Consider the following 23,172-nt stretch of genomic DNA (forward strand, 5'->3'; position numbering starts at 1 on the left):
GGGGACTCGGCCCGCGCCAACGCGACCTGCGCCGCGATCCCGTTCGCCAACACCGGCCGCTTCCGGCCCCTCCCGCCACCACTCGAGCCCTCACTGGCCGGGTTCGCCGGGGAGGGCTCTTCCAGCGAGGCCCGGCGGGCGTTGTCCCGCGCTTGGCGCCACCCGTCGAAGTCACCGGCATCCGAACACGCCCTGCCGTGCTCACGCCACCCATCAGCGATCTGCTCCTGCGAGGCCACGAACCCCACCGTGACCCGCACCTGCGCCGCCGCGACCGCAGACTTCAGCCGTTCTAGCGCCGACAGCTGCTCGACCCTCTCGGCGTCATCGACCTTCTCATCGAGGCGAGCCAGGGCTGCGACCAGGGAGTCAAGCTCCCCGGTCGTCACCCCACTCGCACTATCGATCATGTGTTCGATTCTACCTGATTTGGTCACTCAACACCAGAGAGGAGACCGCGAATACGTCTGCAAATATTCGTGTTTCAATGCCCGATGCCAAAAATCCTCAGCCCACTGTCGCCGGAGCCCACGCCTTGAAGGCAGTCAGCAGCGCCTCCACCCCCAGGCGCAGGGTGGGTTCCATGACGGGCGCGTAGAACGGCGAGTGGTTGCTCGGCAGGTCCCGAACCACCTCGAGCAGTTCGGCCACCCCGTTGGCGTCTGCGAAGAGGGCGGGGTCTGCGCCGCCGAGGAACCAGAACGCGCACGGAACGCCCGCGCTCTCGGCGAGCACACCGACGTCCTCGCTGCCCGTCATGGTGCCCGGGTCGACGACCCGGTCAGCGCCGAGCCACGCCTGAAACGCCGCCCGGGTGCGGTCGACGGCATCGGCGCCGTTCATTCGCGTCGGGAAGTAGTCGGTGTGGTCGACCGTGGCAGGAGGCGCAACAGGGGCAGCCGCTTCGGCCTGAGCAATGCGCGTGATCGCGGCAAGGGTGCGGGCGCGCACGTTCGGGTAGTAGCTGCGCACGTTGAGTCGCAGCTCGGCCTCGTCGGGAATGATGTTGTTGTTCGTTCCGCCCGTGATCATGCCGACGGCTACGACGGCGGTCTCGGTGCCGCCCGTCTCCCGCGAGGCTCGTTGGCGCCGTTACGCGCACGAGAACCCACCATCGCGAGGCTCGGGCCCGCCACAATGAGGCATGTGCAACTACTGCGGATGCCGTGACATCACCGTCGTCGGCCGCTTCATGACCGAGCACGAGCACATCATCAACCACCTCGGTGTGCTCAGAGACTCTCTGCACGACGACGAACGCCGACGCGCGGCGACCGTGACCCTCGGCGAACACCTGCTACCGCATACCGGTTCGGAGGAGGTCGGCCTCTTCACCGTGCTAGCCCGTGACGAGGTGTTCACCGACCACATCGCCCGGCTGTGCGGCGAGCACCAGCTCATCGAGTCGTTGCTCAGGCAGATCTCAGCCGGTCAGCTCGATGTCTATCCCGAGCTGGAGAAGGTGCTGCGCGACCACATGGACCGTGAGGACAACGGCCTGTTCCCCGCGGCGGCCATCCACCTCGGCGGCCCCGAGTGGGACGAGGTCGATGACCTGACCCCCGCCGCCCTCAGCACCCAGCGCGAGGCCCGCTGACCTCTCACCGGGTCAGCCGGTCTCGCTGCGCAGCATCCGTTCGACCGCCGCGGCGGCGACCACCACGTCGCTCCATGCCTCCCCGACGCCCTTGAACAGACGTGGCCTTCCGGATGCCGGGCGCACCGCTCCGCGCACCAGCTCGGCCAGGTCGCCGGTGATGGCGACCGCCTCGGGCACCCCGTCGGCCACTGCGAGCAGGATGTCGCCGGCCTGGCTCAGCGCCGACTGACGGGTCTCCACGACGACCGTCGCGCTGGCCACCAGCGCGCTGTCGACCTCGCGGGCAGCCGGGTCGTGCGAGCCGATGGCAGTGACGCACGCCTCGGGGCGCAACAGACCTGAGTCGAACAGTGGCGCCACCGCGCTGGTGCAGCAGGCGACGACGTCGACGCCGGCCACATCAGCAGGGGTGCCGGCCCGAGCGCGCAGACCCAGCGCCTCGACCTGACCGACCACGTCGGCAACCACCGCTGCCCGACGCCCGACCACCACGACTTCGCGGAGCGGCCGCACCTCGTTGATAGCGCCGACGTGGGCCAGCGCCTGCGGGCCCGTGCCGAAGACGAGCAGTGAGTCGGCGGCATCCGGCGCAAGGTGCTTGACCGCCAGGGCCGACAGCCCGGCCGTGCGACGTAGGGTGAGCGTGGCGGCCTCGAGGAGGGCCCGCGGTCGCAGGGTGTCACCGTCGAACACGATGTGGACCCCCTGGATGCGAGCCAGCCCGCGGGCGGAGTTGCCGGGCGCGACCGACACGACCTTGACGCCGACGTCGGCTCCGACCTCGCCGGGCATGAGGATCAACTGGCCCGAACCGACCGACGTGAACGACCGCGGAGGCGTGTTGCCCGGCGCCGCCCCCGAGGCCAGCGCGGCCTCCAGGGAGTCGATCACCACCGCCCAGCTCAGCATCTGCTCGAGCTGCGGGCCGTCGATGAACGGCAGTTCCATCGCGCACTCCTTCGTCGTCGGGACGGGGCGGTCAACACGCCGCACCGACTTGCTCCCCCAACCTCGTTCGCGATCATGGGGCTGCTAGGTTCGTCACGCGATCTTAAGTGACAGAAGGTGACTCATCGTGGATGACCCGACGGGTCCGACCCTGCAGCTGACGCCCGACGAGCAGTCGATGCTCGACGGCGAACAAGGCGACGGCATCGCCATGGCCATGCGCGTCGTGGTGGGTCTGGCCCGCGTGCACGAGGCGCCCCGGCTCGTCAAGATCGAGTCGGCCCACATCGACGGCTGCCTCTTCCACGGGCAGTCGGGGCTCGACTTCGCTTCTCGGCTGGTCGATCTCGGGGCCACGGTGCGGGTGCCGACCACCCTCAACGTCGGGTCGATCGACCTGCTGCACCCTGGCACCGTGCGCAACCAGACCCCGGCTGAGCAGGAGGTCAGCATCGGTGGCCGAGCACTCATGGAGGCCTACCTGGCCATGGGTGCCCGAGCGACGTGGACCTGCGCGCCCTACCAGCTCGACGCCCGCCCCGGCCTCGGGGTGAACGTCGCATGGGCCGAGTCGAACGCCATCGCCTTCTGCAACTCGGTGCTCGGCGCCCGCACCGACCGCTACGGCGACTTTCTCGACATTTGTGCCGCCATCACCGGGCGGGCCCCCTTTGCCGGGTTGCACACCGACGAGGCGCGGCTGGGCGACGTGCTGGTCGACGTCACCGCCATTCCCGACCGTGTGCTGCGCGGCGACCTCGCCGGCCCCCTGCTCGGGTACCTCGTCGGGTCTCGGGTCGGCACGTCCAACCCCGTTCTCATCGGGATGCCCTCAGAGACCAGTGAGGACACCCTCAAGGCCTTCGGCGCAGCGGCTGCCTCCTCGGGCGGCGTGGCGATGTTCCACGTCGTCGGCGTCACCCCCGAGGCCGCCACCGTCGACATCGCCTTCGGTGGCCGATCACCCACCGAGACGATCACGCTCACAAGTGACGACCTCGTACAGGCGCGGCGCGAGCTGACGACGGCATCCGACGGGCGCCTCGACGTCGTGAGCGTCGGCACGCCGCACGCGTCCATCGATGAGATCGCCCACCTGGCAGCACTACTCGAAGACGGCCCCGAGATGGCGTCGGGCGTCGACTTCTACGTCTCCACCGGGCGCTCGGTCTGGGCGCTGGCCCAGCAGCGCGGCCACCGGGACGTTCTCGAGGCTTACGGTATCCGTGTCGTCACCGACACGTGCACCTACGTCACGTCGATCCTGCGACCTCAGGCCCAGGTCGCGATGACCAACAGCGGCAAGTGGGCCCACTACGCACCCGGCAACCTCGGCGTCGACGTCGTGATGGCCAGCCTGCGTGAGTGCGTCGAATCCGCCCGCGCCGGAAGGGTGGTCATCGATGACGACGAGCTCCGCTGACGCGGCATCCCGGATGCCGCTGAGTGCGGTGCCGCTGCACGCCGGCCACGCGTCGGGCACCGTGCTGCACCTCGACACGCCTTTGTCGTTCTGGGGCGGCACCGACCATCACGGCACGATCATCGACGCGCACCACCCCCAGCGGGGGCAGTCGGTCACGGGCAGGGTGCTCGTCATGCGCGCAGGGCGCGGGTCGAGCTCGAGCTCGTACGTGCTGGCCGAACAGCTACGGCAGCAGTGCGGCCCAGCCGCCATCGTGCTGGCCGAGCGTGACGCCATCGTCGTGCTGGGCGCCATCGTGGCCCGTGAGCTCTACGGGTCGGACATGCCGGTCGCCCTGGTCACCGCCGAAGAGCTCGCCGAACTGCCCACGGGGCTCGCCGTCACCGTCGACTGTTCCACCGACCACGGGTCGGTCACACTGCCTGACTGACCACTCGACCAGAGGGGCAGCGTCGTCAGGCGTTGCGCCCGGCCCAGGTCGAGCGGATGTGGCCGATGTGGCGGCTCATGACCTCACGCATGCCGTCACCGTCGCGGCGCAGCGCAGCGTCGACCATCTCTTCGTGCTCCTGCGACATCTGGGCCAGCACACCCGCCGCGGCGAGCGACTCGAGTCCGAACAGGCGTGACCGCAGCCGCAGGTCGTGCACGACGGACACAACGCGCGGGTTGCCGTGCAGGGCGAGGAACCTGCTGTGAAACTCGTTGTCGACCTCGGTGTAGGTGAGCAGGTCGCCGGAGGCCGCCGCCTTGGTGATCTCGATCGCCAGTGGCCGCAATCGCTCGACCTCGATCGCCAGCGTCTCGTCGCACTCCTCGGCGACCATGCCCATGACCGGCACCTCGATGAGGCCGCGTAGCTCGGCGATGGAGTCGAGCTCCTTGTCGTCGAGCTCGGTGACGCGGAACCCCTTGTTGCGCACCACCGTGACCAAGCCCTCGCTGACGAGGTCGAGCATCGCCTCGCGCACCGGGGTCGCCGAGACGCCGAAGCGGGCCGCGAGCTTGGGGGCCGAATAGACCTGACCGGGTTTCATGGCGCCCGTGATGAGCAGGGCCCGCAACGCGTCGGCCACCTGCTGACGCAGGTTCGCCTGGTTGTCGAAGCTGGGCAGCGTAAGCGCGTCCTCGGCCGCCGTCGGTGTCGTGGTCATGGGCTCCCCTGTCGAATGGACACGGCCATCATCTCAGGACAAACCCGGGCACGAGCACGTCGCGCGGGTCGACGGTGAAGTGACTGCGACCGAAGCGGTGCGCCGTGCCGGTGACCTCGACGACGACGGCGTGGTGGCCATCGGCAGTCGTTGTCACACCCTGGCTCACGGCCCGTGCGTGGAAGCGACTGCCGACGATGGAGTCGTGCACGAGCAGCTCGCCCTCCTTGAGCCGGCCCTGCGACATGAGCTGGGCCACGCGGGCGGCGGTTCCCGAACCGCAGGGTGACCGGTCTACCTCCCCGTCGGAGAAGATGGTGACGTTGCGCTGGTGGAGTGCCCCCTCGCTGCCGAGGCCCTCCACCGGGGCGGCTGCGACGGCATCGCCGGGGTCGACGTCTTCGGTGAAGATGATGCCGTAGACACCAGACAGCCGAGGGTCATTGGGATGCTCGGCGGCCCCGGCTGCGTTGAGATCGTTGCGAATCCGGCGTCCGGTGCGGATCAGGTCGGTCAGGTCGTCGGGGTGCACCCTGAGGCCGACCGCCGAAGCCGGCACGACGGCATACATGGCACCACCGAAGGCGATGTCACACGTCACGGCGCCACGGTCGGTGCCCACGTCGACGCCTGTTGCGTGCACCCAGCTGGGCACGTTGACGAACGACACGCTGGTGATCGCTCCGGCGTCGAAGGCCACGCGAGCCGTGACCCGCCCGGAGGGCACGTCGATACGAACGTCGCGGATGCCGTCGGGCTGGCTGGGCACGAGCCCGGTCTCCACCGCCCACACCCCGAGGGCGATGGTGCCGTGACCGCACGCGGTCGAGAAGCCGTCCTTGTGCCAGAACAGCACCCCGAGGTCGGCACCCTCGTCGTCGGGTTCGGTGACGAAGCCGCCGTACATGTCGGCGTGGCCGCGTGGCTCGCTGCACAGCAGGGCCCGCGCGAACTGCACCGACTCGCTGGCCATGGCCTTGACCCGCTTGTCGGCCACACCATGCCCCTCGAGGGCCACTGCACCGGGCGCGACGATCCGGAACGGCTCGCCGCCGGTGTGGTAGTCGTCGGTCTCGAACAGGATCCGGTCGTCACTTCCCAAGGTAGGCCTCCACCACCCGCGGGTCGGCGCGCAGCTGCTCGGCCGGTGCCTCGATGGTGACCACGCCGGAGTCGATGACGTAACCACGGGTGGCCACCCGCAGGGCAGACCGGGCGTTCTGCTCGATGAGCAGCACCGAGGTGCCCTGCTCTCGGATGTCCCTCACGACGTCCATGACCTGGGCCACCATGAGCGGCGCCAGCCCCATCGACGGCTCGTCGAGCATGAGCAGCTTCGGGCCCGACACCATGGCCCGGCCGATGGCGAGCATCTGCTGCTCGCCGCCCGAGAGGGTGCCGCCCTGCTGCGAGCGCCGTTCGGCGAGCCGTGGCAGCAGCGAGTAGACCTGCTTGATGCGCTGGTTGATCACCGAGGTGTCGCTCACGGCGTAGCCCCCGATCTGCAGGTTCTCGTGAACCGTCAGCCGCGAGAAGATCCGTCGCCCCTCGGGCACGTGGATGATGCCCATCTCGACAAGGTCCCAGGGCTTGGCGTTGGTCACGTCCTTGCCGAACGCGGTGATCGTTCCCGAGGTAACGCGAACGACCCCCGAGATGGCTCCGACCGTGGTCGACTTTCCGGCGCCGTTGTTGCCGAGCAGCGACACCGTCTCACCGTCACCGACCGTCAGCGACAGGCCCCTGAGCGCCTCGACCTTGCCGTAGCTGACGACGAGGTCGCGAACCTCGAGCACGTTGCTCATGCCTGCTCTCCCTCGGTCCGGCCGAAGATCTGGTCGTCGCTCTGGTGGGCGATCTTCTCGGCCTCTTCTTCGACGTCGTCGCCGGCGCCCAGGTAGGCCTCGATGACGGCCGGGTTGCTGCGGATCTGGGTCGGGGTGCCGTCAGCGATCTCCCTGCCGTAGTTGAGCACGACGATGCGCTCGGAGACCTGCATGACCAGGCCCATGTCGTGCTCGATGAGCACGACCGCTGTGCCGAGGTCGCTGATGCGGCGCAGCAGGTCTAGCAGCTGCTCCTTCTCGTTGTGGTTCAGCCCGGCTGCGGGCTCGTCGAGAAGCAGCATCCGCGGCTCGCGGGCGAGTGCGCGAGCGATCTCGACCCGGCGTTGCTCACCGTAGGGCAGGTTGCGAACCTCGTTGTACCGATTGCCCCGGGAGCCCACGAAGTCGAGCCAGCGGTTCGCCTCGTCGGTCGCCTCCTGCTCGCTGCGGTGGTAGCGGGGAGTGTGCAGGATCGCGTCGAAGGCGTTCTGCTTGATGCGCACGTGCATCCCGGCACGTACGTTGTCGAGCACGCTCAGCTCGCCGAACAGCCTGAGGTTCTGGAAGGTCCGGGCCACGCCCATCGCGGCGATCCGGGCCGGGCGCTTGCCGGTGATGTCGACGCCACCGAGCCGCACGTGGCCACCCGAGGGCTTGTAGAAGCCGGTGATGCAGTTGAAGGCGCTCGTCTTGCCCGCCCCGTTGGGGCCGATGACCGACAGCACCTCACCCTCGTTGACGCCGAAGCTCAGACCGTCGACAGCAGTCACCCCGCCGAAGGCGACGGTCATGGCCTCGACCTCGAGCAGCCGTGGCGCGTTCTCACCGGGCGCTTCCCGGATGCCGACCGGTGCGGTCACGGGATCACCTCCGGCTCGTCCTCGACCACACGTTTCCTACGGGCCTTCGCCGGCTTCTCGCCCACCCGGTGCGGCCAGATGCCCTGCGGGCGGAAGATCATCACGACGATGAGCAGCACCCCGAAGACGAGGTAGCGCCAGTTCTCGGCGCCGCGCAGCAGCTCGGGGAGCAGCGCGATGACGATGGCGCCGACCACGACCCCCGGGGTCGAGCCCATGCCACCGAGCACGACCGCCATGAGGATGAGGGCCGAGTAGAGGAAGTTGAAGCTCGGGGGCGAGATGGCGGTCTGGTGCACGGCGAAGAGCACGCCGGCCAGGCCCCCGAAGATCGCACCGGTGACGTAGGCCGCGAACTTCACCTGGTAGGTATGGATGCCCATCGCCTCGGCTGCGTCCTCGTCCTCGCGAACGAAGCGCCAGGCGCGGCCCAGCCGGCCGCGCCCGAGGCGGGCCGAGGCGAGCACCGCCAGGCCGACGACGACCGTCACGACCCAGTACGTCGCGATGTCGGCCCGTAGCCCGAAGTCCCCGAAGTCGGGGATGCCGAACACTCCGTTCGGGCCGCCGGTGAAGTCGAGGTTGTTGGCGGTGATGCGCACGATCTCGCCGAAGCCGAGCGTCACGATCGCGAGGTAGTCACTGCGCAACCGGAGAGTCGGGCCACCGATGAGCACCCCGCCGATGACGGCGGCCACGACCACGAACGGGATCGTCGCGATGACGGGCCAGCCGAACGTGGTCGTCAGCACCCCGGCGGTGTAGGCCCCGATGGCGAAGAAGGCTGCGTAGCCGAGGTCGAGCAGCCCGCAGTAGCCGACCACGATGTTGAGGCCGACGGCCAGCATGACGAAGATGAGGGCATCGGTCGAGATCCGGATGGTGTAGGCCGAGGAGTTGATGAACGGCAGGGCGATGGCCAGCACGACCACCACCAGACCGAACAACGGGTGGCTGATCAGTCGGCTGAGCGGGTTGACCGTCGAGGCCTTGCCCGGTGCCAGTCCCGAGCCGGCGAGGGCCACCTTCGTGTCGCCGCGGTCGTCGACGGCGTTGACGAAACCGGACGCGTCAGCGGCATCCGGCCTGCTGCGGTTGGCTGAGCTGTTGCTGGGCCGCTCTGGGCGGCTGCCGTCATCGATACTCATCAGACACGCTCCGTCACTCGTTCGCCGAGCAGGCCCGTGGGTCTGACCGTGAGGAACAGGATGAGGAAGCCGAAGGCGAACACGTCGCGCCACTCGCTGCCGAGCCAGGCGGTGCCGAACGACTCGAGCAGGCCGAGCACGATCGCGCCGAGCACGGCGCCACGCAGGTTGCCGATGCCCCCGATGACGGCCGCCGTGAAGGCCTTGAGCCCGATGATGAAGCCCATCAAGAAGTCGATCTTGCCGTAGTAGGCCCCCGACATGACGCCGGCGGCTCCGGCCAGCGCCGAGCCGATGAAGAAGGTTCGGGTGATGACGCTGTCGACGTTGATGCCCATCAGCAGGCAGGCCTTGGGGTCTTGCGAGATCGCGCGCATCGCCCGCCCCGACCGGGTGCGCCGCACCGCCTGGTCGAGCCCGATCATCAGTGCGACCGCGATCAGCATCATCGCGAGCTGCGCGTAGGTCAGGCGTGCGCCGAAGATCGTGAACGCCTCGTTGCCGAGCCGAACGGGGTACACCCGCGGGTTGGGGCCGAACGAGACGGCGATGCCGTACTCCAGGGCAAAGCTCGCTCCCACTGCGGTGATGAGCACCGAGAGTCGGGGTGCGCCACGCAGCGGGCGGTAGGCGACCCGTTCGAGGATGAGGCCGACGGTGCCGGTGAGCACCATCGCGATGAGCATGATGACGACCAGCACAGCGATCGAGGCCTGGCCGCCGATGACGCCGGCCCCGATCGTCAGCAGGGTGTAGCCCGAGAAGGCACCCAGCATGTAGATGTCACCGTGGGCGAAGTTGAGCAGCTTGATGATGCCGTAGACCATCGAGTAGCCGAGGGCCACCAGTCCGTAGAACGAACCGACGAACAGTCCGTTGAGGATCAGCTGCAAGAGGTACTCGAAGTCCATCGCACTCCTGATTTCGAACTGGTTTTCAGGCTCGTCCGGGCGGTGTCAGGCTGTTCGAACTGCGTGCAGCAGCACGGATGCCGGTCAGCACGCCGCGGCTCCCGGGGCCGTTCGCCCCGGGAGCCGGTCGGTCAGTTGTTGAGCGCGAAGTCGTCACCCTTGACGACGAGGATGTCGAACCCGCCGTTGGTGAGGGTGTGCTCGGGCGTGAACTTCAGCGATCCGCTGAAGATCTTGAAGCCGTCGATCTTCTCGAGGGCGGCGATGACGTCCTTGCCGTTGGTGTTACCCGCGTTCTTGATGGCCTCGGCGGCCACCCGCACCGCGTCGTACGACTGCGTCGAGTAGGGGCCGGGGTCGGCGTTGAAGGCCTTCTTGTAGCTGGCGATCCACGTCTCGCCGCCCGGAATGGTCTGCGGCGTCTGGGTCATCGTGGCCAGCACGCCCTGGGCGTTGTCCTTGCCGGCGATGGTGACCAGCTGCTTGTCGACCGAGCCGTCGGCGACCATGATCTTGCCCTTGTACCCGGCGGCGCGCAGCTGCTTGATGATCAGGCCGCCCTCCTGGTAGTAGCCGGTCCAGTAGACGATGTCGGGGTTGGCCCGCAGGATCGCGGTGACCGCCGCCGAGTAGTCCTGCTCGCCCGCGGTGACCGACTGCTGGTTGACGACCTTGGTGCTCTGGCCCTCGAGATCCTTCGCCGTTCGGGTGGTGATGTCCTTCGAGTACGACGTGTTGTCATCGACCAGCGCGGCGGCCTTGAGCCCGGCCGACTTCATGAAGTCAGCGGCGGCCTGGGCCTGCTGGGCGCCGGTGCCGTTGAGCAGGAAGACGTTCGGCAGCTTGTCCTTGATCAGGTCGGTCGAGTTGGCCGCCGGAATGATCATCGGGATGTTGGCCTTGCCGAAGATCGACAACGTCGGAAGGGTGGCCGAGGAGCAGTAGCCACCCACCGACACGGAGATCCCGGCCGTCACGAGCTTGGCCGCGGCCGCGGCCGCGGTCTTCGGGTCGCAGCCCTCGTCTTCGGCCACGAGCTTGAGCTGGCGGCCGAGCACTCCACCCGACGCGTTGAGCTCGTTGATGGCGAGCTGGGCCCCGTTCTTCATGTAGGGCCCGATCGCGGCGCTGCTGCCGCTGAGCGGCGTGACCATGCCCAGCAGGATGTCGCCGGTGGTCGCGGCCGCGCCACCTTGCGAGTCACTGGTCAACCCTCCGCCGCCACACGACGCGAGCGCGAGCGCCACCCCGACTGCGGTGACCCCCAAACCGATCCGAGTCTTGCCGATCATGCGATTCTCCGCTCTCGACCGCCGATGGCGTCCGTTGTCGAAATGGGCATTTTGACATGTGACATTGCACTAACCCTAGAACCAACCGCAGCGGCACGACGGCGACACGGCCCGCTGATACCAAACCGTGATCGGCCGGCACCACCCCAAGTCGAGTGGCCAGTTCCATACGGGTCTGCCTGTACGAAAGTGGCCACTCGACGGGAGAAGTCAGTCGAGTGGCCAGTTCCGTACCGAACCCACCGTACGAAAGTGGCCACTCGACGGTGGGGGGTTCGTCGGAGGGGGTGGAGGGTCAGAGCTCGAAGCCGGTGGGGAAGGGGTCGGTCGGGTCGAGCAGGTAGTTCGCGGTGCCGGTGATCCAGGCGCGACCCGTGACGCTGGGCACGATGGCGCGGCGGTCGCCGACCGTGGTCTCGCGCAGGATGCGGGCCGAGAACTGGCTCCCGATGAACGACTCGTTGACGATCTCCTGGCCCACCTCGATCTGGCCGCGGGCGTGCAGCACCGCCAGCCGGGCGCTCGTTCCGGTGCCGCAGGGCGAACGGTCGAACCACCCGGGGTGGATCGCCATCGCGTGCCGACCGTGCTCTGGGGTGGAGTCGGGCGCTTCGAGGTAGACGTGGTGGCAGACGTCGATCTCGGGCTGCTCAGGATGCACCACGGGGTTCTGCTCGTTGATCGCGTCCATGACCGCCAGGCCGGCGTCGAGCAGGCGCGCGCGGGCCTGCCGGTCGAAGGGCAGACCGAGGTCGGCGAGCTTGACGAACGCGTAGAAGTTGCCGCCGTAGGCGATGTCGTAGCGAACCTTGCCAAAGCCGGGAACGACTACCACCTGGTCGAGCCTGTGCGCGTAGCTCGGCACGTTCTCGAGCGTCACCGACGTGGCCTGCCCGTCGGTGACCTGCACGCGGGCGATCACCAGGCCGGCCGGGGTGTCGAGGCGCACCACCGTCTCGGGCTCGGTGACCGGCACCATCCCGGTCTCGACGAGCACCGTTGCCACGCCGATGGTTCCGTGCCCGCACATGGGCAGGCAGCCCGACACCTCGATGTACAGCACGCCCCAGTCGGCGTCGGGCCGGGTCGGCGGCTGGAGGATCGCGCCCGACATCGACGCGTGACCGCGCGGCTCGCACATGAGCAGCGTTCGCAGGTCGTCGCGCTCGGCCATGAAACGTAACCGGCGCTCGGCCATGGTGGCACCCGGCAGCACGCCGACCCCGCCGGTGATGACGCGGGTCGGCATGCCCTCCGTGTGGGAGTCGACGGCTGAGTAGACGACGGAAGAACGCATTGCGGTCAGTCGATGCCCGCGTCGATGAGGTTCTGGGTGGCCGTGCGAACGACCTTCTCGGTCTCGGCCGTCAACGGCTGCCGCGGCGGGCGGCATCCGCCACCGTTGCGACCGATCATGTCTTGACCGAGCTTGATGGCTTGGACGAACTCGGTCTTGGAGTCCCATCGCAGCACCGGGTGCAGCTGGCGGTAGAGCGGTAGCGCCGTCTCGACGTCGCGGGCGACCGACGCGCGGAAGAGCTCGATGCAGGCCTTGGGGAAGACTTGCGGGTAACCCGAGACCCAACCCTTCGCGCCGGCGAGCGCCACCTCCAGCACGGTGTCGTCGGTACCGATCATGAGGTCGAGGTCGGGCGCGAGCTCGGAGATCTCGTAGCAGCGGCGAACGTCGCCCGAGAACTCCTTGACCCCGACGATGAACCCCTCGGCGTGCAGCTTGGCCAGCAGCGGGGGCGTGAGGTCGACCTTGGTGTCGATGGGGTTGTTGTAGGCCGTGACCGGTAGGCCGGCGCCGGCCACCAGCTCGAAGTGCTCGAGCACCGAGCGCTCGTCGGCGCGGTAGGCGTTCGGCGGCAAACCCATGACGGCCTGAGCCCCGAGGTCGCGGGCCACCTCGGCGTGACGCTTCGACTCGCGCCCGCTGTAGGCGCCGACGCCGGGCATGACGACGAAACCGTCGGGAGCGGCCTCGATCGCGGTCTTCACGACCTCGTCGCGCTCCTCCCACGACAGCGACTGGTACTCCCCCAGCGAGCCGTTCGGCGCCACGCCGTCGAGCCCCTGCTCGGCGAGCCAGGCCACGTTCTCTCGGTAGGCGCCGAAGTCGACCTCGCCCTCGCGGTCGAACTGCAGGCTGGTCGCCACCAGGATGCCGTGCCACGGTTTGCGATCGGTGTCTGCCATTGCTGCTCCTGAGGGTTTCGCGCGATGAGTCGCTGAGAATGTGGGGAAGGACACCGGCGGTGGTGCCGGGTGGAATGAGGTCACTCTAGGGCTTCAGCACTCTCAGTGCAATATTACATTGCATCGTGCTGATCGTCGGTCTGGGCCAGAGCACCCAGCGGCATGGGAGCGCCGATCAGCCGTTCGTCTGGCTCGCCCGGCGCACCCGCACTGAGCAGCGCCGCCGCGTAGCCGCAGACGCGCCCCTGGCACCAGCCCATCCCGGTGCGGGTCAGCTGCTTGACCTGACGGGCATCGGTGGCACCAGCCTCGATCGCCGCCCGCACGGCGCCGAAGCGCACCTCCTCGCAGCGGCACACGATGGTCTCGTCGGTCAGCGCGTCGACCCAACCGACCGGCACCGGGTGGGCCGAGATGATGGCGTCGGCGAAGGCGCCCAGCCGCACCGCCGCGACCCCATCCGGGCCGGGTGCAGGGTGGGATGCCGGGTCGGCGCCCGTCAGGTCGTGGGCCACCCCCCGCGCCGCGAGGCGACCCTCGACGAGCGCGAGCGCGGCGCCGCCGACGCCGCAGGTCTCACCGGCCGCGTAGACCCGCGGCCGGCTGCTGCGGTGGAGCCGGTCGACCTCGACGACCGGAGTGCCGCCCCTGTCGCGCGTCAGGCGCAAACCCAGGGTCACGGCGATGTCGAGCTGAGGGGTGAAGCCCCAGCCGACGCCCACGGCGTCGACGGTGTGGCGTTCGGCCGAACCCTCGACCGGGCGACCGTCGCGCCCGACCCGGGCCACCGAGACCGCCTCGACCCGATCGGTGCCGTGGGCGGCCACGATCATCCGCCTGGGGCGTAACGGAACCCGGTGACGCAGCAGGGTCGCGGCGTACCCGGCCCCCTCGCCGAGCTTGCCGACGTTGCGGGCCACGGCCCGCGACTCGCGCAGCCACCTCACGGGGTGGTTGGCCTCGAAGACACCCACGACGGTGCTGCCTCGGGCGGCCAGCGCGGCCGCGACCGGAAGCAGGAACGGGCCGGTGCCCCCGATGGCCACGCGGCGACCGGCGGCCACGTCGCCGGCCTTGAGCAGGGCCTGTAGGCCGCCGACGGTCATGACGCCAGGCAGGTCCCAGCCCGGGAAGGGCAGTGCGCGGTCGAAGGCGCCGGTGGCGATCACGAGGGCCCGACCGGTGATCGTGCTGGTGCTCTCGTCGCCCGGCCGACCGCTGCGGTCGACCACGTGAACGGCGAAGCCACCCTCTGCCACCGGCCCCGGGTCGTTCGCCGTGACCGACCACACGTGGTGCGCGAACCGCGTCGCCAGCCGCCCCGAGGCCGCTCCACGATCGAGCGCATCGCGCAACCGGTGGAAGGTGGCGAGGTCGTGGTGCAGGCCGGCCCGGCGTGGGGCCGGCTCACCGGGGTGGGGTGTTGGAACCGGGGCGGGCTGGCGCCAGTACTGGCCACCCGCCCCGTGCCCGGCGTCGACCAGCCCGACCGTGAGCGACGTCTCGGCGAGCAGCGTGGCCACGCAGGCCATCCCGGCAGGCCCTGCCCCGATGACGACCACGTCGTGGTCGGCACCCGAGGGCGTCAGGTCAGGTGTCGTCATGACCGGTTCCTTCCTGGGTGAGCGCTGTCATGCCGTCTCGGGCCACCACGAGGCACGCTCGCTGGTTGGCGTGGCCGTCGACGGTCAACAGGCAGTCGAAGCACACGCCGATGCCACAGAACAGTCCGCGCGGGCGACCCTCGAGCCGGGTGGTGCGCCAGGCGGTCGTTCCCGCCGCGACGAGAGCCGCGCCGAGCGTCTGGCCGGGGCGGAACGGCACACGTCGGCCATCGAAATCGAAGCTGGTGTCGAACTCGCTCACAGGGCTGGCACCTGCTCGGCCACCGACTCGGACGCCGACTCGGACGCCGACTCGGCGCCGACGAAACGGTCGGGCAGCAGGGCCGCGAACTCGGCGCCCGGCTCTGACTTACGCGCGCCGGTGAGGTAGTCGGTGATGAGTCGCCCGGTGCCCGTGGCGAGCCCGATGCCGGCGCCTTCGTGGCCGCAGGCATGCAGCACCCCCGGTGCGCGGGGGTCAGGTCCGATCACCGGTAGGTGGTCGGGGCAGTAGGGCCGAAACCCGCGGTAGACCCGCAGCAGGTTGACGTCGGCGAGGAAGGGGAAGATCGCGATGGCCTGCCGGGCCAGCGTCTCGACGACGTCCACCCGCAGGCTGGTGTCGAACCCCACACGCTCACGGCTGGCACCGATGAGCACCGTTCCGCCGTGGGTGCCCTCGACGACGCACGAGGTCTCGAGCCCCTCCCCCGACGACTCCACGTTCTCGACGTAGTCGGCCGTGTAGACCTTGTGCCGCACCATCGGGGGCAGCGGCTCGGTGACGAGCACGAACCCGCGACGTGGCAGCACGGGTATCGGCCCGCCGAGACGCTCGCCGACGACGCCGCCCCAGGTGCCGGCGGCGTTCACGACGGCATCCGCCTCGATGACCTCGCCCGACGTGGTGCGGATGCCGCTCACCGCACCGTTCGTGTCGGTCAGCGCCCCGGCCACCTCGAGCCCACAGCGGAACTGCGCTCCTCGCTGCTGCGCCAGCACCAGCATGCGGGAGGCTGCGAGCACCGGCTGCACCTGCATGTCCTCGGGGTAGTGCATGGCTCCGGGCAGGCTCGGTGACAGGTGCGGCTCGAGCACGAGGGGGTCCTCGACCTCCAACGCCATGACACCGGCAGCGCGCTGCCGGTCGGCAAACGAGATCAGCGAACCCAGCCCCTGGTGGGTCGTGGCGACGACGACGCCGCCCTTCTCCTCGAGCTCGATCGACTCGCGCCCGACGAGGTCACCGACCTCGAGCCAGGTGCGCCGGCTGAGCTGGGCGAGCGCCATCTCGGCCCCGGGCGCCTTGTCCGAGAGCAGGATGTTGCCCTCGCCGCGGCTGGTCGTGCCCGCGCCGACGGGCAGCCGGTCGACGACGACGACCTCGATGCCCTCGCGGGTCAGAGCCTCGGCGCAGGCGGTACCGACGATGCCGGCGCCCACGACGATGACCTTCACGAGAGCCTCCTGTGCATAGTGTGTAATGTTACACAGCACCGAACTTCGGTGCGCTCGTACCCAGGGAGAGCCGTCATGCCACTCACCGGACACTCGATCATCGCAGGGCAGCCGACGCCCGGAAGTGACGGCACGTTCCGCGCGGTCGACCCTGCCACCGCCGGCGAGATCGGCCCGGAGGTCACCGCCCTCACCCAGACTCAGCTCACTGACGCGACCAAGGCTGCAGCACAGGCCTTTCCGCAGTTCCGGGCCACCAGCCCCGACGAGCGCGCTACGTTCCTCGAGGCCATCGCCGACGAGATCGAGAGCCTCGGTGACGAGCTGGTCGACACCGCTCACCTCGAGTCGGGTCTGCCCCTCGCCCGCCTGCAGGGCGAGCGTGGGCGCACCTGCGGCCAGCTGCGGATGTTCGCGCAGGTCGTGCGGGCCGGCGACCACCTCGGCGTTCGCATCGACCCTGCCCTGCCCGATCGCACGCCCCTGGCCCGACCCGATCTGCGTCAGCGAATGATCGCGCTGGGGCCGGTTGCCGTCTTCGGGGCCAGCAACTTTCCGCTCGCGTTCTCCACGGCCGGGGGCGACACGGCCTCCGCCCTCGCCGCGGGCTGCCCCGTGGTCGTCAAGGCGCACAACGCCCACCCCGGCACGGCCGAGCTCGTCGGGCGCGCGATCACGGTGGCCGCCGACCGCACCGGGATGCCGGCCGGTGTCTTCTCGCTCGTCTTCGGCCTCGGCAACGAGATCGGCGCCGCCCTCGTAAGTGACCCGGCCATCGCGGCCGTCGGCTTCACCGGTTCGCGGGCCGGCGGTCTCGCCCTCGTGGCGGCTGCCGCCGCCCGGCCCGCCCCCATCCCCGTCTACGCCGAGATGTCGTCGGTCAACCCGGTGGTGGTGCTGCCGGGCTCGATCGAGGGCGACCGTGCCCGTGAGCTGGCGACGGCCTTCGTGGGGTCGTTGACGCTCGGCTCGGGCCAGTTCTGCACCAACCCCGGCCTGCTCTTCCTCCCCGCCGGCGAAGCGGGAGACCGTTTCGTCGACGGGGTCGAGGCCGCCGTGCGCCAGACCACCGGGCAGACCATGTTGACCGGCGGCATCCACGATCATTTCGAGGCCGGCACCGAACGCCTCGGCACCGCCGGCGCCGTGACCACCGTCGCCGTCGGAAGCGAGGGTGAGGGCCAGAACGCCCCCGCTCCGGTGGTGTTCTCTACCGAGATCGCCCAGTTCGTCGGCGACGACAGCCTGGCCGCCGAGGTGTTCGGAGCGGCCGGTCTCATCGTGCGCTACGAGGAGATCGCCTCTCTCGCAGCGGCGCTCGGTCGACTGGAGGGGCAGCTCACGGCCACGCTGCACGGCACCGAGAGCGACCACGACGCCGCCCGGACGCTCTTGGCGGTGCTGGAGACACGGGCCGGGCGGGTGCTCTGGGGTGGCTGGCCCACCGGCGTCGAGGTGTCCCACGCCATGGTGCACGGCGGTCCGTTCCCGGCGACCTCCGACTCGCGCACGACCTCGGTGGGCACGCTCGCCATCGAACGCTTCCAGCGGCCGGTCTGCTACCAGGACCTCCCCGAAGACCTGCTGCCCGAGGCCCTGCGCGACGACAACCCTTGGGGCCTGGTGCGCCGCCTCGACGGCGCCCTCCAGCTACCGGCGTCGAGCTAGCCCGACGGCGGCGGGCCGGGTTCGGATCATGCCGAACCCGGCCCGTCACCCTCAGAGCCGGGCGGCCAGACGGTGGTAGGCGGCGCTCCACCGCAGCTGCTGCCGCAGGATCTGCGGCGTGGTCGACGCACCGATCTCGACCAGCTCGATCTGGGTCATCTCGGCGAAGTCGCGGAACTCCTCAAGCCCCACCGCTGTGCTCAGCACGGTGTGGTGCGGGGCACCCGCCAGCAGCCACGACTCGGCCGACATGCTGAGGCTCGGCTTCGGCTTCCAGACCGCGCACGCGACCGGCAGTAGGGGAAGCTGCTCGTCGGGTTCGACGACATCGATCTCGTTCAGGGTCAGGCGGAACCGGTCACCGAGGTCGCTCATGCCCACCACGACGCCGGCACCCGGTGCCGCAGTGAAGCGCAGCCGCACCGGGTCGTCGCGATCACCGATCGCCAGAGGGTGCACCTCGAGGGAGGGCTGCGCGCCGGCGATGCTCGGGCAGACCTCGAGCATGTGCGCGCCGAGCACCTTCTCCTCCCCCGGCACGAGGTGGTAGGTGTAGTCCTCCATGAAGCTGGTGCCGCCGGCGCGGTCACCGGCCATCACCTTGGTGGCCCGCAACAGCAAGGAGGTCTTCCAGTCGCCCTCACCGCCGAAGCCGTAGCCATCGGCCATGAGTCGCTGGACCGCCAGCCCGGGCAGCTGGCGCAGCCCACCGAGATCCTCGAAGTTGCTCGTGAAGGCCCGGAAGCCGCCCTCCACCAGAAAGGCCCGCAGCCCGGCCTCGATGCGCGCACCATCGCGCAGCGACTCGTGACGGTCGCCGCCGGGTAGCAGCTCAGGCGCGACCCGGTAGGTGTCGGCGTACTCGGAGACCAGCGCGTCGACGTCGGAGTCGGCGACCGCGTCGACGACCGCCACGAGGTCGTTGACCCCGTAGGTGTTGACGGACACACCGAACCGCAGCTGGGCCTCGACCTTGTCGCCCTCGGTGACTGCAACGTCGCGCATGTTGTCGCCGAACCTGGCGAGGCGCAGGGTGCGCAGCGCGTTCACCCCGGCAGCGGCGCGGGCCCAGCAGGCGACCCGCTCCCTCACCTCGGGGTTGCCCACGTGCCCGGCGACCACCTTGCGCGCCACCGACAACCGCGCCCCGAGAAAGCCGAACTCCCGGTCACCGTGGGCGGCCTGGTTGAGATTCATGAAGTCCATGTCGATGCTCGACCACGGCAGGGCCACCCCCGCCTGCGTGTGCAGATGGAGCAGCGGCTTGCGCAGGGCGTCCAGCCCGGTGATCCACATCTTGGCCGGCGAGAAGGTGTGCATCCAGGTGATGACCCCGAGGCAGTTCGGGTCGGCGTTGGCCTCGAGCATGGTCGCGTGGATGGCCGGGGCGTCGGCCAGGACCGGCTTCCACACCACCTGCGCCGGGATGTCACCCTGGCCGCCCAGCAGGTCGGCGATCACCTGCGACTGCTCCGCCACCTGGCGCAGCGTCTCCGCGCCGTACAGCCGCTGGCTTCCGGTCAGGAACCAGATCTGCGGGGTCGGGGTCGTTGTGGGGGTCGTTGGAGGTGTCGGCAAGGTCATCTCTGTGCTCCTCGAGGTTCGGCTCTCATGGTTTCACCGTTGGCCGTAGTGGCCCTGGTAGCGCGCATGGAGTGCGTCGATGTCGGCCGGGTCGATGGGCCGCGGCTCGCCCAGCTGGCGAGCGAGGTGAACCGTGCGAGCGGCGTCTTCGCACAGCACCGCCGCCTTGACCGCCGCCGCCGCCGTGGCCCCGATCGTGAACACGCCGTGGTTGCTCATGAGAACGGCGGGCGACGTGCTGCCCGAAAGCGTCTCGACGATGCCCCGACCGATGGAGTCGTCGCCGATACGGGCGAACGGGCCGACCGGAACCGGCCCACCGAACTCGTCGGCCATCATGGTCAGCACGCACGGGATCGGCTCGCCGCGCGCCGCCCACGCCGTGGCGTACGTCGAATGCGTGTGCACCACCCCGCCCACGTGCGGCAGGTGGCGGAACACGTAGGCCGACGCTTCGGTGTCGGACGACGGCGAGAGATCACCGTCGACGACGCGCCCGTGCAGGTCACAGAGCACCATCGACTCGGGGGTGAGCTCTTCGTAGGCGACGCCCGACGGCTTGATCACCATCAGGTCGTGGCCGGGCACGCGCGCCGAGACGTTTCCCGACGTCCACGCCACGAGCGACCAGCGCATCAGCTCGGCGTGCAGGGCGCACACCTGGGCCCGAAGCTGCGTGACAGCGGCCGCCACGTCGGAGCCGACGGTCATGACGTCTCCCCCTCAGGCGCGACCCCGGCCCGGCCCTTGATAGCGGTGCGCCGGATGGCCTTGAGTCGCTTCATGGCAGCGTTGCCCCCTCTTCCGAAGTAGTCGTGCAGCGTCCGGTACTCGGCGTAGAGCCCGTCGTAGGCCACCGACCGGGCCTGGTCGGGCACGTAGACGTCTGTATCCACCCGGCCCATGGCGTCGGCCGCCGCGGCGATGCTCGGGTAGGCCCCGGCGGCCACGGCGGCGTGCATGGCCGAACCGAGCGCGGGGCCCTGCTGCGACCCGATGACCGACAGTGGCAGCCCCGTGACGTCGGCATAGATCTGCATCAGCAGCGCGTTCCGAGTCAGCCCGCCCGCGACGATGAGCGCGGTGACGGGCACGCCGGATGCCGTGAACGTCTCGAGGATCACCCGGGTGCCGAAGGCCGTCGCCTCGAGCAGCGCCCGGTAGACGTCCTCGGGCCGGGTGGCCAGGGTCTGGCCCAGCACGAGACCCGACAGCTCGTGGTCGACGAGCACCGACCGGTTGCCCGAGTGCCAGTCGAGTGCGACGAGCCCGTGCTCACCGACGGCCTGGCGCGACGCGAGCGCCGTGAGGTGTTCGTGAACCGACCGGTCGGCCTGCTCGGCGGCCCGGACGTACTCGGGGGGCACGGAGGTGCGGGCGAACCATCCGAAGATGTCGCCGACACCCGACTGACCGGCTTCGTAGCCCCACAGGCCGGGCACGATACCGCCGTCGACGACGCCGCACATGCCGGGCACCTCACGCAGCACGTCGCTGCTCATCACATGACACGTCGACGTGCCCATGATCGCCACCATCTGACCGGGCGCGGTGGCCCGGGCGGCGGGGGCGGTGACGTGCGCATCGACGTTGCCGACTGCAACGGTGATGCCAGCCCGCAGACCGGTCCACCCCGCGGCCTCCTCGGTCAGCCCACCGGCCGGCGCGCCGAGCTCACCGATCGGCTGGTCGAGCTTGTCGGTCGCGAAGTCGGCGAAGCCCGGGTTCAGTGCCCCGAGGAAGTCGGCGGAGGGGTAGGCGCCGTCCTGCCGAATCCCCTTGTAGCCGGCGGTGCAGGCGTTGCGCACGTACGTTCCGCAGAGCTGCCAGACGATCCAGTCGGCGGCCTCCACCCACCGTTCCGTGGCGGCGTAGACCTCCGGATCGTCCTCCAACATCTGTAGGGCCTTGGCGAACTCCCACTCCGAGCTGATCAGGCCGCCGTAGCGAGGCAGCCACCACTCCGACCGTTCCGCGGCGAGCGTGTTGATGCGATCGGCCTGCCCCTGGGCGGCGTGGTGGCGCCAGAGCTTGACGTAGGCGTGTGGCCGGTCGGTGAACTGAGCAAGCTCGCTGAGCGGTATCCCCTCGTTCGTCGTGGGGAGCACCGTGCAGGCCGTGAAGTCGGTGGCGATACCGATGACGTCAGCAGGGTCGACGCCCGCCTCGGCGATGGCGCCCGGCACCGCGTGACGCAGCACGTCGCGATAGTCGTCCGGCACCTGCAGAGCCCACTCCGTCGGGAGGTCGGTGCCGCCCGGGAGCCGGCTTACAAGCACCCCGTGCCGGTACTCGTGGACGCTCGAGCCCAGCTCTGCCCCGTCGCTCACTCGCACGACCAGCGCTCGACCCGACAACGTACCGAAGTCGACGCCCACGACGTAGGCGGGCTGCTCACTGGTTGGGGTGGGCTCAGTGGTTCTGGTCGCTTCACGGGCAGTCATGGGCGGACACCTCTCGAGACAGGCCCGCTGCTCGCGCGGACGACGAGCTCGGGGTCGATGAGTCGCGGACGGGGCTCAGGGCCACCGCGGATCGCGGCAGTCAGAGACTCGATGGCTCGTTGCCCGACCGCTCGGAAGTCCTGCCGCACCGTCGACAGTGGGGGGATCAGGAACGCCGCCTCGGGGATATCGTCGAACCCGACGACGCTCACGTCTTCCGGAACGCGAACACCTTCCTGGTGCAGGGCCTGCAGCACACCGACGGCCATCTGGTCGTTGGCCGCGAAGACCGCCGTGGCGCGCCCCCTGACGGTGATCAGCCGGCCGGCTCGATACCCACTGGCGGCGCTCCAGTCTCCTGCGAAGACCTCGCCGTTCGTCACCCCTGCGTGCTCGAGCTCGAGTCGCCAGCCGTCGCGTCGCGCCTTGGCCTCGGCCCACTCGAGCGGGCCAGTCACGTGGGCGATCTCGGTGTGGCCGAGGTCGAGCAGGTGACGCGTCGCGGCTCGCGCGCCGGCGACCTGGTCGACTCCCACCGTGCGCCGCGACCCGCTGAGGTCACCCTCGACGAGCACGACCGGGGGCCCACCCGCGCGCGAACGCACGACGTCGAGGGCATCGTCGTGCACGGCGATGACGACGATTCCCTCCACCGCCAACCGGGCCAGCTGCTCTACGGCAGAGTCGAACTCGACGCGACGTACCGACGACAGCACGAGCGAGCTCGCGAGGTAGCCCGCTTCGCGGGCCGCCATCTCGAGCGCCCGCTGGATGCTCGCCGGCCCGAACTGGCCGGTGTCGGTGGTGATGATCCCGAGCGTGCCCGACCGACCCCTCACCAGGTTGCGGGCCGCTGGGTTCGGGTGGTAGTCGAGTCTCGCGATCGCCTGCTCGACGCGTTCGCGCGTCTCGGGGCGGATGCCGTCGGCCCGGTTTACCACCCGAGAGACCGTCTGGTGCGACACCCCGGCGAGCTCGGCGACATCCTTGAGCCTCGCCGCGCGGCGGCGCTCCACCGTGAGCGCTTCCCTCACGCCCGCCCCGGCG

Annotated in this window: 22 protein-coding genes and 1 pseudogene; 4 read left to right on the plus strand and 19 right to left on the minus strand. The window is 69.8% G+C overall.

What is annotated here, in order from left to right; translation table 11 throughout:
* Both BA895_RS16295 and BA895_RS16300 read right to left on the minus strand, forming a co-directional pair.
* Positions 1–410: pseudogene (locus tag BA895_RS16295) on the minus strand (hypothetical protein); the annotation flags it as partial.
* A 97-nt stretch (positions 411–507) separates the two neighbouring features.
* Positions 508–1,032 carry a peptidase dimerization domain-containing protein gene (locus tag BA895_RS16300; protein WP_070192949.1) on the minus strand — a complete coding sequence of 175 codons (525 nt, stop codon included), beginning with the start codon at positions 1,030–1,032 and terminating at the stop codon, positions 508–510.
* Positions 1,033–1,144: 112 nt separating this feature from the next.
* On the opposite strand from BA895_RS16300, the gene BA895_RS16305 reads away from it, so the two are divergent.
* Positions 1,145–1,597 (plus strand): hemerythrin domain-containing protein, encoded by a 453-nt coding sequence (locus BA895_RS16305; RefSeq protein ID WP_070192950.1) that lies wholly within the window; start codon positions 1,145–1,147, stop codon positions 1,595–1,597.
* Positions 1,598–1,609: 12 nt separating this feature from the next.
* Here the strand turns inward: BA895_RS16305 and BA895_RS16310 are convergent, their stop codons facing one another.
* Complete coding sequence (locus BA895_RS16310) at positions 1,610–2,548, minus strand: ornithine cyclodeaminase family protein (RefSeq protein ID WP_070192951.1); 939 nt, start codon at positions 2,546–2,548, stop codon at positions 1,610–1,612.
* A 127-nt stretch (positions 2,549–2,675) separates the two neighbouring features.
* Between BA895_RS16310 and BA895_RS16315 the strand changes: the two genes are divergently transcribed.
* Positions 2,676–3,971, plus strand: coding sequence for an aconitase X catalytic domain-containing protein (locus tag BA895_RS16315; RefSeq protein ID WP_254666514.1), 1,296 nt, complete (start codon positions 2,676–2,678; stop codon positions 3,969–3,971).
* Positions 3,952–4,404: an aconitase X swivel domain-containing protein gene (locus BA895_RS16320; protein WP_254666515.1), complete on the plus strand. Its 453-nt coding sequence runs from the start codon at positions 3,952–3,954 to the stop codon at positions 4,402–4,404. Before BA895_RS16315 ends, BA895_RS16320 begins: the two co-directional genes overlap by 20 nt.
* Before the next feature lie 25 nt (positions 4,405–4,429).
* Here BA895_RS16320 and BA895_RS16325 read toward each other — a convergent pair whose 3' ends face one another.
* The 12 genes from BA895_RS16325 to BA895_RS16380 all read right to left on the minus strand — a co-directional run bounded on the left by BA895_RS16325 (position 4,430) and on the right by BA895_RS16380 (position 16,429).
* On the minus strand, positions 4,430–5,128 hold the full coding sequence (locus BA895_RS16325; RefSeq protein WP_070192953.1) for a GntR family transcriptional regulator: 699 nt from the start codon (positions 5,126–5,128) through the stop codon (positions 4,430–4,432).
* A gap of 28 nt (positions 5,129–5,156) precedes the next feature.
* Positions 5,157–6,230, minus strand: coding sequence for a proline racemase family protein (locus BA895_RS16330; protein ID WP_070192954.1), 1,074 nt, complete (start codon positions 6,228–6,230; stop codon positions 5,157–5,159).
* A complete protein-coding gene (locus tag BA895_RS16335; RefSeq protein ID WP_070192955.1) occupies positions 6,220–6,933 on the minus strand; it encodes an ABC transporter ATP-binding protein in 714 nt (237 codons plus the stop codon). Before BA895_RS16335 ends, BA895_RS16330 begins: the two co-directional genes overlap by 11 nt.
* Positions 6,930–7,814: an ABC transporter ATP-binding protein gene (locus tag BA895_RS16340; protein WP_254666516.1), complete on the minus strand. Its 885-nt coding sequence runs from the start codon at positions 7,812–7,814 to the stop codon at positions 6,930–6,932. Before BA895_RS16340 ends, BA895_RS16335 begins: the two co-directional genes overlap by 4 nt.
* On the minus strand, positions 7,811–8,962 hold the full coding sequence (locus BA895_RS16345; protein ID WP_070192956.1) for a branched-chain amino acid ABC transporter permease: 1,152 nt from the start codon (positions 8,960–8,962) through the stop codon (positions 7,811–7,813). Before BA895_RS16345 ends, BA895_RS16340 begins: the two co-directional genes overlap by 4 nt.
* Positions 8,962–9,873 (minus strand): branched-chain amino acid ABC transporter permease, encoded by a 912-nt coding sequence (locus BA895_RS16350; RefSeq protein ID WP_070192957.1) that lies wholly within the window; start codon positions 9,871–9,873, stop codon positions 8,962–8,964. Before BA895_RS16350 ends, BA895_RS16345 begins: the two co-directional genes overlap by 1 nt.
* Before the next feature lie 131 nt (positions 9,874–10,004).
* The gene (locus BA895_RS16355) at positions 10,005–11,165 is read right to left on the minus strand and encodes a branched-chain amino acid ABC transporter substrate-binding protein (RefSeq protein ID WP_070192958.1); all 1,161 of its coding nucleotides are present in this window, start codon (positions 11,163–11,165) and stop codon (positions 10,005–10,007) included.
* 295 nt (positions 11,166–11,460) lie between these two features.
* Positions 11,461–12,462, minus strand: a complete 1,002-nt coding sequence (locus tag BA895_RS16360) for a proline racemase family protein (RefSeq protein ID WP_070192959.1) — start codon at positions 12,460–12,462, stop codon at positions 11,461–11,463.
* A 5-nt stretch (positions 12,463–12,467) separates the two neighbouring features.
* Positions 12,468–13,367: a dihydrodipicolinate synthase family protein gene (locus BA895_RS16365; protein WP_070192960.1), complete on the minus strand. Its 900-nt coding sequence runs from the start codon at positions 13,365–13,367 to the stop codon at positions 12,468–12,470.
* A 113-nt stretch (positions 13,368–13,480) separates the two neighbouring features.
* Positions 13,481–14,971 (minus strand): NAD(P)/FAD-dependent oxidoreductase, encoded by a 1,491-nt coding sequence (locus BA895_RS16370; protein WP_070192961.1) that lies wholly within the window; start codon positions 14,969–14,971, stop codon positions 13,481–13,483.
* The gene (locus BA895_RS16375; RefSeq protein ID WP_070192962.1) at positions 14,958–15,233 is read right to left on the minus strand and encodes a (2Fe-2S)-binding protein; all 276 of its coding nucleotides are present in this window, start codon (positions 15,231–15,233) and stop codon (positions 14,958–14,960) included. Before BA895_RS16375 ends, BA895_RS16370 begins: the two co-directional genes overlap by 14 nt.
* Complete coding sequence (locus BA895_RS16380) at positions 15,230–16,429, minus strand: FAD-binding oxidoreductase (RefSeq protein ID WP_070192963.1); 1,200 nt, start codon at positions 16,427–16,429, stop codon at positions 15,230–15,232. Before BA895_RS16380 ends, BA895_RS16375 begins: the two co-directional genes overlap by 4 nt.
* A gap of 75 nt (positions 16,430–16,504) precedes the next feature.
* Here BA895_RS16380 and BA895_RS16385 point away from each other — a divergent pair, with 75 nt between their 5' ends.
* Positions 16,505–18,097 carry an aldehyde dehydrogenase (NADP(+)) gene (locus tag BA895_RS16385; RefSeq protein ID WP_070192964.1) on the plus strand — a complete coding sequence of 531 codons (1,593 nt, stop codon included), beginning with the start codon at positions 16,505–16,507 and terminating at the stop codon, positions 18,095–18,097.
* 51 nt (positions 18,098–18,148) lie between these two features.
* Here BA895_RS16385 and araA read toward each other — a convergent pair whose 3' ends face one another.
* From araA to BA895_RS16405, 4 genes are read right to left on the minus strand one after another with little or no spacing between them, the layout of a single operon-like run.
* Entirely contained in the window at positions 18,149–19,681 is a 1,533-nt protein-coding gene (gene araA / locus BA895_RS16390; protein ID WP_070192965.1) for an L-arabinose isomerase, read from the minus strand.
* 33 nt (positions 19,682–19,714) lie between these two features.
* Positions 19,715–20,392 (minus strand): L-ribulose-5-phosphate 4-epimerase, encoded by a 678-nt coding sequence (locus BA895_RS16395; protein WP_070192966.1) that lies wholly within the window; start codon positions 20,390–20,392, stop codon positions 19,715–19,717.
* A complete protein-coding gene (gene araB / locus BA895_RS16400; protein WP_070192967.1) occupies positions 20,389–22,125 on the minus strand; it encodes a ribulokinase in 1,737 nt (578 codons plus the stop codon). The genes BA895_RS16395 and araB overlap by 4 nt, the downstream gene beginning before the upstream one ends.
* Complete coding sequence (locus tag BA895_RS16405; protein WP_254666517.1) at positions 22,122–23,159, minus strand: LacI family DNA-binding transcriptional regulator; 1,038 nt, start codon at positions 23,157–23,159, stop codon at positions 22,122–22,124. Before BA895_RS16405 ends, araB begins: the two co-directional genes overlap by 4 nt.
* Positions 23,160–23,172: the final 13 nt, after the last annotated feature.

This window comes from Humibacillus sp. DSM 29435 (assembly GCF_001758225.1).
In the GTDB taxonomy this organism is placed as follows: domain Bacteria; phylum Actinomycetota; class Actinomycetes; order Actinomycetales; family Dermatophilaceae; genus DSM-29435.

Coding starts and splice junctions, on each gene's coding strand:
- BA895_RS16355 (WP_070192958.1), bottom strand. CDS start 11,165: ATGATCGGCAAGACTCGGATCGGTTTGGGGGTCACCGCAGTCGGGGTG.
- BA895_RS16335 (WP_070192955.1), bottom strand. CDS start 6,933: ATGAGCAACGTGCTCGAGGTTCGCGACCTCGTCGTCAGCTACGGCAAG.
- BA895_RS16350 (WP_070192957.1), bottom strand. CDS start 9,873: ATGGACTTCGAGTACCTCTTGCAGCTGATCCTCAACGGACTGTTCGTC.
- BA895_RS16370 (WP_070192961.1), bottom strand. CDS start 14,971: ATGACGACACCTGACCTGACGCCCTCGGGTGCCGACCACGACGTGGTC.
- BA895_RS16365 (WP_070192960.1), bottom strand. CDS start 13,367: ATGGCAGACACCGATCGCAAACCGTGGCACGGCATCCTGGTGGCGACC.
- BA895_RS16345 (WP_070192956.1), bottom strand. CDS start 8,962: ATGAGTATCGATGACGGCAGCCGCCCAGAGCGGCCCAGCAACAGCTCA.
- BA895_RS16305 (WP_070192950.1), top strand. CDS start 1,145: ATGTGCAACTACTGCGGATGCCGTGACATCACCGTCGTCGGCCGCTTC.
- araA (WP_070192965.1), bottom strand. CDS start 19,681: ATGACCTTGCCGACACCTCCAACGACCCCCACAACGACCCCGACCCCG.
- BA895_RS16300 (WP_070192949.1), bottom strand. CDS start 1,032: ATGATCACGGGCGGAACGAACAACAACATCATTCCCGACGAGGCCGAG.
- BA895_RS16385 (WP_070192964.1), top strand. CDS start 16,505: ATGCCACTCACCGGACACTCGATCATCGCAGGGCAGCCGACGCCCGGA.
- BA895_RS16325 (WP_070192953.1), bottom strand. CDS start 5,128: ATGACCACGACACCGACGGCGGCCGAGGACGCGCTTACGCTGCCCAGC.
- BA895_RS16360 (WP_070192959.1), bottom strand. CDS start 12,462: ATGCGTTCTTCCGTCGTCTACTCAGCCGTCGACTCCCACACGGAGGGC.
- BA895_RS16395 (WP_070192966.1), bottom strand. CDS start 20,392: ATGACCGTCGGCTCCGACGTGGCGGCCGCTGTCACGCAGCTTCGGGCC.
- BA895_RS16310 (WP_070192951.1), bottom strand. CDS start 2,548: ATGGAACTGCCGTTCATCGACGGCCCGCAGCTCGAGCAGATGCTGAGC.
- araB (WP_070192967.1), bottom strand. CDS start 22,125: ATGACTGCCCGTGAAGCGACCAGAACCACTGAGCCCACCCCAACCAGT.
- BA895_RS16320 (WP_254666515.1), top strand. CDS start 3,952: ATGACGACGAGCTCCGCTGACGCGGCATCCCGGATGCCGCTGAGTGCG.